This is a genomic window from Pseudomonas sp. MIL19 (assembly GCF_028680365.1).
Lineage (GTDB): Bacteria > Pseudomonadota > Gammaproteobacteria > Pseudomonadales > Pseudomonadaceae > Aquipseudomonas > Aquipseudomonas spirodelae.
Map to the genome: position 1 here is coordinate 139,271 of NZ_JAPPVG010000007.1, position 12,380 is coordinate 151,650.

Annotated in this window: 9 protein-coding genes; 7 read left to right on the forward strand and 2 right to left on the reverse strand. The window is 60.5% G+C overall.

Annotation, left to right across the window (positions count from 1 at the left end):
• Window positions 1-121: 121 nt before the first annotated feature.
• From N1078_RS07400 to N1078_RS07420, 5 genes are all read left to right on the forward strand, one after another.
• The gene (locus N1078_RS07400) at window positions 122-2,341 is read left to right on the forward strand and encodes a TonB-dependent receptor domain-containing protein (protein WP_274087560.1); all 2,220 of its coding nucleotides are present in this window, start codon (window positions 122-124) and stop codon (window positions 2,339-2,341) included.
• Window positions 2,342-2,549: 208 nt separating this feature from the next.
• Window positions 2,550-3,143: a PepSY-associated TM helix domain-containing protein gene (locus N1078_RS07405; protein ID WP_274087561.1), complete on the forward strand. Its 594-nt coding sequence runs from the start codon at window positions 2,550-2,552 to the stop codon at window positions 3,141-3,143.
• A gap of 11 nt (window positions 3,144-3,154) precedes the next feature.
• Window positions 3,155-3,664 (forward strand): DUF2271 domain-containing protein, encoded by a 510-nt coding sequence (locus tag N1078_RS07410; RefSeq protein ID WP_274087562.1) that lies wholly within the window; start codon window positions 3,155-3,157, stop codon window positions 3,662-3,664.
• Between the two features lie 14 nt (window positions 3,665-3,678).
• Complete coding sequence (locus tag N1078_RS07415; RefSeq protein ID WP_274087563.1) at window positions 3,679-4,605, forward strand: DUF4198 domain-containing protein; 927 nt, start codon at window positions 3,679-3,681, stop codon at window positions 4,603-4,605.
• A gap of 175 nt (window positions 4,606-4,780) precedes the next feature.
• Window positions 4,781-6,331, forward strand: coding sequence for a sulfite reductase subunit alpha (locus tag N1078_RS07420; protein WP_274087564.1), 1,551 nt, complete (start codon window positions 4,781-4,783; stop codon window positions 6,329-6,331).
• A gap of 298 nt (window positions 6,332-6,629) precedes the next feature.
• Here N1078_RS07420 and N1078_RS07425 read toward each other — a convergent pair whose 3' ends face one another.
• Window positions 6,630-8,954, reverse strand: a complete 2,325-nt coding sequence (locus N1078_RS07425) for a TonB-dependent receptor (RefSeq protein WP_274087565.1) — start codon at window positions 8,952-8,954, stop codon at window positions 6,630-6,632.
• Between the two features lie 166 nt (window positions 8,955-9,120).
• Between N1078_RS07425 and N1078_RS07430 the strand changes: the two genes are divergently transcribed.
• Together N1078_RS07430 and N1078_RS07435 are read left to right on the forward strand one after the other, a co-directional pair.
• Entirely contained in the window at window positions 9,121-9,801 is a 681-nt protein-coding gene (locus N1078_RS07430) for a Fe2+-dependent dioxygenase (RefSeq protein WP_274087566.1), read from the forward strand.
• A 4-nt stretch (window positions 9,802-9,805) separates the two neighbouring features.
• Window positions 9,806-10,591, forward strand: a complete 786-nt coding sequence (locus N1078_RS07435) for a tetratricopeptide repeat protein (protein ID WP_274087567.1) — start codon at window positions 9,806-9,808, stop codon at window positions 10,589-10,591.
• 34 nt (window positions 10,592-10,625) lie between these two features.
• Here N1078_RS07435 and N1078_RS07440 read toward each other — a convergent pair whose 3' ends face one another.
• Window positions 10,626-12,008 (reverse strand): NAD(P)-binding domain-containing protein, encoded by a 1,383-nt coding sequence (locus N1078_RS07440; protein ID WP_274087568.1) that lies wholly within the window; start codon window positions 12,006-12,008, stop codon window positions 10,626-10,628.
• Between the last annotated feature and the right edge of the window lie 372 nt (window positions 12,009-12,380).

Consider the following 12,380-nt stretch of genomic DNA (forward strand, 5'->3'; position numbering starts at 1 on the left):
CTGTCCATGGCCAAAGGCACAGCGAAACAACTTGAAACAAGCGTAAATGAAACTATTTATCACTTGCACCTACTTCTGATTAGAATTCGCGGACAACATGAATTAACACTTGGAGTTTTCGATGCATCCCGCCTGCTCTCGCACCGCCCTGGCTAGCGCCGTCACACTGGCTACCACCCTGACAACCAGCGTCTACGCCAATCAACCTGTGACCTTGAGCGACGTGGTGGTTTCAGCATCAGGCTTCGAGCAGAAAATCACCGATGCGCCGGCCAGCATCAGCGTTATCAGCAGCCAAGACCTGCAACAGAAACGCTACAACAACCTGGCGCAGGCGCTGGGCGACGTGGAAGGCATCGACATCGGCCAAAGTACCGGCAAGACCGGCGGCCTGAACATAAGCATTCGCGGCATGCCCAGCCAGTACACCCTGATTTTGATTGACGGTCGCCGGCAGAATGCCGCGGGCAACGTTACCCCCAATGGCTTCGGCGAAACCTCCACCAGCTTTATGCCGCCGCTGTCGGCGATCGAGCGCATTGAAGTGATCCGCGGCCCAATGTCGACCCTGTACGGCTCCGACGCCATGGGCGGTGTGGTCAACATCATCACCAAGAAAGTGGCCACCGAGTGGACCGGTTCCCTGACCCAGGATTACACCTATCAGGAACACCGCGACTTCGGTGACACCCGCAACACCAGCGTCTTCGCCAGCGGCCCGCTGATCGACGGCCTGCTCGGCCTGCAGGTGCGCGGCAGCTTGTTTAGCCGTGAAGAGTCAACCCTAAGCTACGGCGACGGCATCGACGTCAGCGCACGCGGCCCATCGCCAGTCGAGGGGGATAACAACACGCTCGGCGCACGCTTGACTCTGACGCCCCATGAGAATCACGACTTTGGCCTGGACCTGGAGCGCGGTCGGCAGGCGTATAACAACGACGAGTGCCAACTGGGCACCCTCGATGGCCAGGACCGCTCCTGCACAACCAATACGACCACCGCCAACGGTTATACCGATGAACTGCGCTTCGAGCGTGAACAGATCGCCCTGACCCATACCGCGCGCCTGGGCTTCGGCACGCTCGACTCCAGCCTGATGCACAACACCACCGAAACCCTCGGCCGCACCATTCCTGGCAATGTCATCGGCAACAGTGCCGGCATCCCCGGCACCCTGATTGGCGATGACCGCGACCTGAAGACCACCAATCTGGTACTCGATACCAAACTGGTTGCACCTATTGGCGAATCCCATATCAGCACCATCGGTGGCCAGTGGTGGAAAGCCGAGATGACCGACGGCATAGCCCTGGATGATTTCGAGCAAAAAACGTGGGCAGTATTTGCCGAGGACGAATGGCGCCTGCGTGATGACCTAGCCCTGACGCTGGGGGCGCGCTACGACGACCACGAAACATTCGGCGGGCATGTCAGCCCACGCGCTTATCTGGTGTGGAACACCACTGATAACTGGACACTCAAGGGAGGTATCAGCCGTGGTTACCGAACGCCGGATCTGAACGACCTGCATAGCGGCGTTAATGGCGTCACCGGTCAAGGGACCATCACCACCATCGGCAACCCGGATCTAGAACCGGAAACCACCACCAGCACCGAGTTTGGCGTGTACTTCGACAGTCTGTCCGGTTTCAATGCCAACGCCACGCTGTTCCACAATAAGTTCAAGGACAAGATCGCCAACGGCGATCCGATCAGCAGCCCGCTGTGCGCTGGTAACAAGGAGGGCACCTGCTCGCAGCAGATCAATATCGACGAGGCCGTCACCCAAGGCCTGGAGCTAGCCGCCAGTTGGCAGTTCGCGCCAGCCTGGACCCTAAGCGGCAACTACACCCACACCGACAGCGAACAGAAGAGCGGCGACAACAAGGGCGAACCCCTAACTAACACCCCCGAGCACCTAGTCAACGCCAAACTCAACTGGCAATCCACCAACCGCCTCAACCTGTGGCTGAAGTCCGAATACCGTGGCGAGCGTGCGCGATTCACCTCCAAATACGAGAACCTGGCAGATAGCGGCCGTTACTCCACCAACCAATCGATCTACGACACCCTGGGTAAAAATACGGAAGCCTTTACCTTGTTCCACCTAGGTGGCTCGTACCAGGCCACAGAAAACCTGACCCTAAACGCTGCTATCTACAACCTACTGGACAAGGATTTCCTCAAAGGCCAAGCCTATAACACCTATACCTATGACAAGGCAGGTGCTTTGAAGATGGGTACCAGCTACGGCACCGACTTCGCCCACTCCACGTCCGGCACCACTGGTATCGTTGAAGAAGGCCGTCGCCTCTGGCTGTCAGCCAACCTCACCTTTTAAACCCAGGTTGATCGCCTGAATAAAAGCCCGCAGCCCTCAACGGCTGGCGGGCTTTTGCATAGGGGCTGTGAGGCTCACCTGCGAAACAAGAATGTATGTTATTGGTAAATTATTAGTATTCAATATCGAATACCCCTTAAAATCCGCGCTCGTTAACCCGCTGCATAGCAGCCAAATTATTCGCTCAATATCGCGACATAGGATCCCCATGCGTCCCTGGTTTGGCACCCTGCGCCAATGGCACTGGATCAGCTCTGCACTGTGTCTGGTTGGCATGCTGCTGTTTGCGATCACCGGTATCACCCTCAACCATGCCGCACAGATCGAGGTCAAACCGCTAGTCATCAACCATCAGGCGCACTTGCCCGCCGCCCTGCAGGCCGCTCTGCAAGCGCAACCGCCAACTCAGGGTTTGCCACTAGCCCTGCGCCAGTGGCTGCAAAGTGAGCTGCCGATTCGCCTGGATGGCCGTGATGCCGAATGGTCGGATGGCGAGTTGTATATCGGCCTGCCACGCCCCGGCGGCGACGCTTGGCTGAGCCTGGACATTAACGCCGGCGTACTGGAGTTCGAGTCCACCGACCGCGGCTGGATTGCCTACCTCAACGACCTGCACAAGGGCCGTAATACCGGCGCTGCCTGGTCATGGTTTATCGATGTATTTGCCGGGCTCTGCGTAATTTTCAGCCTCAGCGGCCTGTTGCTGCTGCAGCGCTACGCCTCAAATCGCCGCAGCACGTGGCCAGTGGTGCTACTGGGGCTCGTGTTGCCCGCCCTGCTCGCGCTGCTGTTTATTCACTAAGGAATATTGCTATGCGTAAACGCTTGTTGCCCCTGGCCGCGCTATTCAGCGCACCGGCTTTTGCCGCCAGCCTGGACATTGCGGTTGAAATCCCGCGTCTGCAGGTGGCCGAGTACCACCGCCCTTATGTCGCCATTTGGGTTGAACGCCCCGACCAGAGCCACGTGGCCAATTTGGCCGTTTGGTATGACGGCAAGATGGCCAACAAAGAAGGCGAAAAATGGCTCAAGGACATGCGCCAGTGGTGGCGCCGCAGCGGTCGCAGCCTGGATATGCCGGTGGACGGCATCAGCGGCGCAACCAAGGCAGCCGGCCAGCATAGCTTGAGCTTCAGCGAGCAAGCCCCCGCATTCAAAGATCTACCCCCCGGCGAGTACCGCGTGGTGGTTGAAGCCGTACGGGAAGTCGGTGGCCGCGAACTGCTGCGTGTGCCCTTCCAATGGCCAATCCAGCAAGCCGCCAGCACCAGCGTCCAGGGCACCAGCGAACTGAGTGCCGTTAGCCTGAAACTCAAACCCTGACTAAGGAAGTTTTCATGACCCCGATGATCAAATGGACCGCCCTGGCGCTGGCCATCTGCCTGCCGCTTTCCGCCCAGGCGCACCGTGCCTGGATGCTGCCTTCGGCAACCGTACTGTCCGGTGAAGACCCGTGGATCACCGTCGATGCCGCCGTCTCCAATGACCTGTTTTACTTCGAGCATTTCCCGCTGCAGCTGGAAGGTATCGGCAAGCCTTTGCAACTGGCTCCGCGTGGCCAGCAAGACCAAGCAGCAGCAGCCAAACCCGCTCAGCCGGGCCCGAAAGCCGCTAAACCGCCGATGCGCCGCCCGGCCAGCAAGCTGCAAATCCTGACGCCTGACGGCAGCGCAGGCACCGCCGAGTTCGGCAATGTCGGCCGCTACCGCAGCACCTTCGATGTGCACCTGACGCAGAAAGGCACCTACAAACTGGCAGTGGCCAACAGCGGCCTGGCCGCACGCTGGAAGGATGGCGAGCAGAGCCAGCGCTGGATGGGCAAGGCCGAAGACTTCGCCGCCCAGGTACCGGCCAACGCCAAAGACCTGAAGGTCAGCCAGAGCAGCAGCCGCATGGAAGTGTTCGTCACCTCCGGCCAGCCGACCAACAGTGTGCTGAAAACCACCGGGCAAGGCCTGGAGCTAGCGCCGATCACCCACCCTAACGACCTGTTCGCCGGTGAAGAGGCTAAATTCGTCCTGCTTCTCGACGGCAAGCCGGCCGCAGATGTGGACGTCAGCGTGATCCCCGGTGGTAACCGCTACCGCGATCAGAGTGGCGAGATCACCCTCAAAACCGACGCCAAAGGGGCCTTCAGCATCACCTGGCCAACGGCTGGCATGTATTGGCTGGAAGCCGAGATGACCACCCAGGACGGGGTAAAGGCGCCGGCCACCGAGCGCCGCGCGGTGTACAGCACCACCCTGGAAGTACTGCCGCAATAAGCGCGTGCGAAACAGGCCAGTTGCTGGCCTGTTCCTTCGGCACAAGCCGTTCGCTGAGCGGCTTGTGCCGAGGGTCATGCATCGCCTATTGAGCGCGCCGCTAATGCAGCAGCGCAGCCGCCCGGCTGCCGGCCGATCACCCGCCCCAGCAAAACCGCTCCTTGGACGTTACCAAATGCTCCGCCCGACTGTTCTGCGCTACTGGCCGCTTGTCGCCGGCCTGCTCCTGGCTTGGCTGCTGCCGTGGCTACAACCGCCGCGTGAGATTTGCGCGGGCCTGATTACCCTGGCTTATCTGGGTTTCTGCGCACAGTGCGGCTACCGCCAGCGGCCTCACGCCGTCGCCGAGCCTATAAATCAGGGCGTACGGGTTGCCTACGCCAGCCAAAGCGGCCAAGCGCAAACCCTGGCCGAACGCAGTGCCACGCAGCTGCGCGAAGCCGGCACCCCGGCTCACGCCATCGGCCTCGCGCACCTGCGCCCAGAGCACCTGCAGGGCCGCATGCTGTTGGTCCTGAGCACCTATGGCGAAGGCGAAGCGCCGGATAACGGCGTGCGCTTCGAGCGTCTGCTGCAAGACCCGCACCTCGACCTCAGCTCACTGGACTATGCTGTACTGGCCTTGGGTGACCGCGACTATCAACACTTTTGCGGCTTCGGTGAACGGATTGATCGCCTGCTGCACCAGCGCCACGCCAACCGCTTGTTTGATCGCTTAGACGTGGACAAAGCCGATGCCGGCACATTGCGCCACTGGCAACAACAACTCGGCCACCTGGCGGGTGGCCATAACTTTAGCGATTGGCAGCCGGCGCAGTTTAGCGAGTGGCAACTCAGCCACCGCGCCTGCCTAAACCCCACAAGCGCTGCCGCGCCGCTGTATGAACTGACGCTTACGGCGGCGTGCGAACAACACTGGCGGGCGGGCGATATTGCCGAAGTGGGGCCGCGCCACCCACTCGAACGGGTGCAGCAATGGCTACAAGCTCTGGCGCTGAATCCTGCCCACATCCTGGCCGATGCGCGCCGCCTGGATGAAGCCCTGAGCCACCATCAGCTGCCCAGCGAACACACCGCCTTGCAGGGGCTGAGCGGCGAACAGCTGCTGACGCAACTGCCACGACTGGCACACCGCGAATACTCCATCGCCTCGACGCCCCGCGACGGCGCTCTGCAACTGCTGGTTCGGCAGGCGTACAGCAAAGACGGGCAACTTGGCATCAGCTCCGGCTGGCTCTGCTGTTACGCCGAGCAGGGCCAGAACATCGCCTTGCGTATTCGCGCCAATCCCTCGTTCCACGGCCCTTCGGCCCACACGCCGCTGATCCTGATCGGCAATGGCAGTGGTCTGGCCGGTTTACGCAGCCATCTACGTGAGCGCGCCCTGACGCCCGGCGGCCGCAACTGGCTGCTGTTTGGCGAACGCAACCGCGCGCACGACTTCCTCTACCAGGACGAATTACAGACCTGGCAGCAAAATGGTCACCTAGAGCGCCTGGACCTGGCGTTCTCCCGCGATCACGCGTCGAAACGCTACGTTCAGCACCTGCTACGCGAGGCGGCCGATGAGTTGCAGCAATGGCTGGCCAGCGGCGCGGCCATCTATGTCTGCGGCAGCCTCGAAGGCATGGGGCGCGAGGTGCATCAGGTGCTGCTCGACCTGCTCGGCGACCCGGCGCTGGAGCAGCTCACCGAACAGGGTCGCTACCGGCGGGATCTGTATTGAGCCAAGCGCTTAGCGCCGGGCATTGTTTGCCGGCGCAGGTGACACCAGCGCCCACCCGTTTTTAGCGCACGCCTAGCCGCCCCATGTGAGCACTGGAAACACCCACACACTCACAGCCGTAACCGCCCCACGCCAGGTAAACCGCTAACCCGCACTGGTCGCGCTCACTGCGCCGTCATCAGGCAATCCGGCGGACGCCTCACCCCCAGCGGCCAATCATCATGACCGCCAAGAAAATCATCAGCCAAACAAAAGGCCGCCCTGCAAACAGGGCGGCCTCGGTTAACGCTCAGCGCAATTAGAAATGCACGTTGGTACTCAGCAAGGCGGTCCGCCCAGCAGCCTGGTTGGCAAAGTGGGTATAGGCCTTGTCGTAGTAGACCTCATCGGTCAGGTTCTGCACGTTGAGTTGCAGGTCGACGTTTTTGCTTAGCTTGTAGCTCGCCATTGCGTCGTAGCGCACATAAGAATCCAGCACCACCGAGTTCGCCGCGTTGCCGAACACTTCATCCATATAGAATGCGCCGCCGCCCACGGTGAACTTGTCAGTCACATCGTACGTTGTCCACAGGGTGAAGCTGTGGTTCGGCGTATTGGTCAGCTGATTACCCTGATTGGGGTTTCCCCCGGGTGCCACTGTCGCGCCACGCCCCGCCGACGCCTTGCCTGGGTCAACCAGCTCACTGTCGAGATAGCTATAACCGGCGAACACTTGCCATTTGTCGGTGATCTGGCCGCTGGCGCTCAACTCTAGGCCGTCGACACGTGTCTCACCGGCGTTTTCATAGGTGTTGTCCGCCACCAGCACTCGCGCATTGGTCTTCTCGGTCCGGAAGATGGCGGCGGTCAGCGACAACCGATTAGCCAGCAGATCCCACTTGGTGCCGATCTCGTAGTTGCGCGTTTCTTCCGGCTGCAGGTCACTGGAAACCAGCGGTGCCGAGGTGGATGTCAACGCATTGCCTTCCTGCCCTTCACCCAGCATCGAGCCCGGCGGTGTAGCCGAAGTGGCGTAGGACACATAGATGCTGCCGTTGTCGGCAGGCTTGAACACTAAGCCCAACTGGCCGGTGACGAACTCGCTGGTGTCTTCGCCTTTGCTGGTGGTGACACCGTCCGCATCATAGCTTTTTGAGTCGGTGGCGAAGTGGTCGTACCGCAGCCCCGCGTTCACTAGCCACTGCGGGTCCAACTCAAGGGTGTCGAAGAAATACAGCGCGCGCGTGCGGCTGGAGGTGTCGGTACCGGCATAGTTACGGCTGACGCTACCGGCCCAAGGGTCATCAGGGTTCGGGTTACTCAGCGAGGTGCAGTTGTAACCGCTAGGAGCACCGATGATCGTCGGCCGGCAGTTGTTGCTGGACGCGCCACCTGTCGCCGGTGTGGTATCGGTGTTGACCGAGTAAGAGGATCGTTTACTGACTTCTCGGCTCAATTCAATCCCGGTGGAGAAGTTGTTCTTAAAGCCGCCAAGGTAAAACTCACCGAACAAGTCGGTCTGGTTGGTGGTCGTCGCCGTGTTGCTCACACGACTGTTGATCCGCCGCCACACCGTGCCATTGGCCACGTTGCCTTTGCTGTCATCCGGCTGGGTAAGGATGTAATCCTGCATGCTGTTGCCGTGGCGCAGGGTGTTTTTCAGGGTCAGCGCATCGTTCAGGTCGTGCTCGACCGCCATCGTAAAGGTGTCGGTGCGGGTTTTACGGAAGTCGCGATCGGTCAGGCCATAGAAGTTACTGCTATCGCCGCCATCAACAGGCTTATCCGGATTGGCCGATGAACGCGCAGTGCCTCCCGAATTCATGCTGAACGGGATCCCCGAGTCCGGCAGATCGTTGCTTTCCATGTGGTAAAAATCGAGGTTGAGGCGGGTCGAGGTGCCCATGCCAAATGCCAGCGACGGGGCGATCCCCCAGCGGTCGTAATTAACCTTGTCGCGCCCCGCCACATTGCTTTCGTGGCTCATCAGATTGAGGCGGCCGGCAGCGCTGTCGCTGAACTGGTAATTGCCATCCAGGGTGTAACGCTGGGTCTGGTCGGAGCCCCAGGTGAAGCCGCCGTCGAAGGAATTGCCCGCATGAGCTTTTTTGCTGACCAGGTTGATGCTGCCGCCCGCCGCACCACGCCCGCCAATGGCAGAGTTCGGGCCCTTGGCCACCTCAATCGATTCAACCGCAAAAATCTCACGGCTTTGTGAAGCGGTATCCCGCACGCCGTCCAGGTAGGTGCTGTCTTGCGAGTCGAAGCCACGGATAAACGGTCGGTCGCCCTGTGGGTTACCGCCCTCGCCCGCGCCCATGGTGATGCCTGGCACGGTTCGCAGCGCGTCTTGCAGGCTGAGGGCGTTGGTGTCTTTAAGCACTTGCTGCGGCACCACGGTGACTGAGCGCGGCGTGTCTACCAGCGGCGCGGTGTACTTGCTCGACTGTACCCGCTCAACCTGATAGCTGGTTTCGTCAATCGTCTGCCCCACCACATTTACCGCGTCGAGCACCAAGGCTTCGCCCTTTGGCTCTTCAGCCTGTGCCTGTTGGGTCGCGGATAAGCCGGAAAGCGCCACGCCGACGGCAGTAACGAGAAAGCGCGGGGTAAATGTCGATTGATCGGTAGTCGTGCAAGACATCAAGTGTTCTCCACCCAGAGATAGTTGTTAGCGGGGCGGAAATTAGACTAAACGATAAGCAATATCAATTAGATTATGAATAACTCTGAAACATTCCGAAAAGCCCTGTTACATCTCATCGAGAATGCCTATCATTGGCAATAATTCTCAATCAGCGGTTTTTACCATGCTTCTTCACATCCCCAGCGTGTTCAGCCAAGAGGATGTCGCCACCATCCGCGCAGCGCTTGAGCAAGCCGAGTGGGCCGATGGCAAAGCCACGGCGGGTTATCAGTCAGCCAAAGCCAAGCACAACCTGCAGCTCGCTGAAGACCACCCACTCGCCCGGCAGATTGGCGAAGCCATGCTCCAGCGCCTGTGGAGTAACCCGCTGTTTATGTCGGCGGCCCTGCCGCATAAGGTGTTTCCACCGCTCTTCAATTGCTACACCGGGGGCGGCAATTTCGATTTCCACATCGACAACGCCATACGCCAGGTCCGTAACAGCGCGGAACGGGTGCGCACCGATATCTCCTCTACCTTGTTTTTTAGCGACCCCGCCTCGTACGACGGTGGCGAGCTGGTGATCGAGGACACCTACGGCACCCAGCGGGTCAAGTTTGCGGCGGGCGACTTGGTGCTCTACCCGGCGACCAGCCTGCACAAGGTCGAGCCCGTCACCCGTGGCAGCCGCCTGGCGGCATTTTTCTGGACCCAAAGCCTGGTTCGCGACGACGGCCAGCGCCGCCTGCTATTTGATATGGACCAAGCGATCCAGCAACTGACCCGTGACGTACCGGAGCACCCGGCGCTGATTCAGCTCACCGGGAATTACCACAACCTGCTGCGCCGCTGGGCCGACCTGTAAGCGTATGGCCACCCTGCGCAGCACTGCCGCCATCACCACCGCAGAATTGACCCAGATGCTATCCGGCACGCCCAGTCAGCGCGCACGGGCGATAGTCGCCGCCGCCGGCACTGGCCATCCCGACGCTCAGGTGATGCTCGGACAGATTCTGCTGCAAGGCCACGGGATTGAACGCGACGCAGCGCTGGCATTGGTCTGGTTTCGGATCGCCGCCGCGCAACAGAATGCCATGGCGCACAACATGCTCGGCCGCTGTCATGAACACGGCTGGGCTGTGCCCGCCGACCCAACGCTGGCCGCCGAGCATTACCAACACGCGGCCGACCAAGCTCTGGATTGGGGCTTGTACAACCTGGCCAACCTGCTCGCCACCGGACGCGGGGTAAAGCAGGACCTCGACCGCGCCTTCCGCCTCTACCTGCAAGCAGCCCAGGCCGGGCACGCCAAGTCGATGAACCTGGCCGGACGTTGCTACGAGGATGGCTTGGGCGTCGCGGCGGATGCCCGCAAGGCGCTTTACTGGTACCAGTGCGCAGCCGCCGCAGGCGACTTCCGCGGCCAGTACAGCCTGGCCGCCGTGCTGGCTGCGCAGGGACAAACAGCAGACGCCGAACAGTGGCTCCGGCAAGCACTGACCAGCGGCAACCTGAACTTTTTACGCAGCACCCGCGCCGCCCTGCTGCAAGCCGCGCAACCGAGCATTCGCGCACTGGCCATCGACTATCATCGCCGGGCCGCCGAGCTGGGCAGCCCGGACGACCAAGCCTGCTACGCGGCGCTGACCACCTGAAGCGGCCGAGTTAGCCCAGCACCAGCACTCAGACTCAGGCCGACTCCACAGCCTCGTCAACCGCACCGGCATAGTCATGGCTGAGGAAGTGCTCGAGCGAGTCATCGAGAATATCTAGCCAAGGCGCGGGTAGCTCGGGGGCCGCAGTGCCGGTCACGGTCGAGGTGTAGCACTGGTTGCGATAGCCCATGATGTCGACCTTCTTGTCCTGCTTCCAGCGCTTGAACAACTCGCCCTGGGCCTCGACGGCAAAATCGGGATAGTCGGTCGGCTGCAGCAGATCGCGCACATAAGCGGCCTGGAAATCGATTTCAGCACTGGCGTTAGCCAAGGCTTCTTCGCGGCCCAGCCAGTCTTGCATGTCCGCCTGCATGGTCGGAGCATCCGGCAAGGGGATCCGCCCCAGCATGACATCACGGGCGTACCACGCCTGGGCATCGAACATGTTGAAGGTGAAGTACTGATCCTGCATGCCGAGGTAGATCAACCGCGGGTTGCTCTCCCAGAAGATGCCCTTGTACAGGCTCTGCGGGTAAAGCCGGTTGTGCGTCTGCAGGCGCAAGTCATCCGGTAGGAACGGGAAACTGTGCTGGTAGCCGGTGCACAGAATGATCGCATCCACCACTTTGCTGCTGCCGTCACTGAAATGCGCCACGTTGCCGTCCAGGCGCTCCAGCAGCGGCACTTCGGTAATACCGGCCGGCCAGTCGTAACCCAATGGCCTGGAGCGGTAGCTGAAGGTCACCGACTTGGCGCCGTACTTGTGGCATTGAGTGCCAATGTCTTCGGCGGAGTAACTGCTGCCGACCAGCAGCAAATCTTTGTCCTTGAATTCCAGCGCATCGCGGAAGTCATGGGCATGCAGAACCCGCCCCGGGAAGCGCTCGACACCAGGGAAATAAGGCACGTTTGGCGTGGAGAAATGCCCGGTCGCCACCACCACAAAATCGAATTCCTCGGTGTGCAGCTGATCCGTTTGGTGGTCCATCACCGTGACGCTGAAGCGCTGCGTATGTTCGTCAAAGCTGACCCAACGCACGGCCGTTTCAAAGCGGATGAATTTGCGCACGTCTTTGCGCTCAATGCGCCCCATCACGTAATTCTTCAGCACTTCACGCGGCGGGTAGGAGGGAATGGCACGGCCAAAGTGCTCGTCAAAGGAGTAGTCGGCAAACTCCAAACACTCCTTCGGGCCGTTGGACCAGAGGTAACGATACATGCTGCCGTGAACCGGTTCACCGTGTTTATCCAGGCCGGTACGCCAGGTGTAATTCCACATGCCGCCGAGGTCACTCTGCTTCTCGAAGCAGACGATTTCGGGCATTTCTTCATGCGCGGCAAGTTGGGCGGAAACAAAGGATCGAAGTTGTGCGAGCCCGCTGGGGCCGGCCCCAAGAATAGCGATTTTCAGGGACAAACCTATCTCCTCTCAAATTGAATGGCCTTTTCACCCTAACGCGCGCGGCGCGCAACCATCAAGGCGTGTTCCCTGAACTTGATTCACGATGACTGCGTTTTCAGCGCAAAGCCGCGTAACCGCCAAACGGCGTATAGGCCCGCCTCATCGGCCATTCCAGGCCAAAGTACAGCGCCGACAAACAATGAAATATATTCATACAAATTGACATTGGAACGCCCCAAATCACAGCCCGCCCCACCGCGTTGAAGAGCGCCTAAGCCAGTTGAAACCACCTGCCGCGGACTGTTCCAGAATCGGGTAGGAGGCGGCCTCACGGCCGCCGTCCTCCCACACCACCGTGCGTACGGTTCCGTACACGGCGGTTCAGGC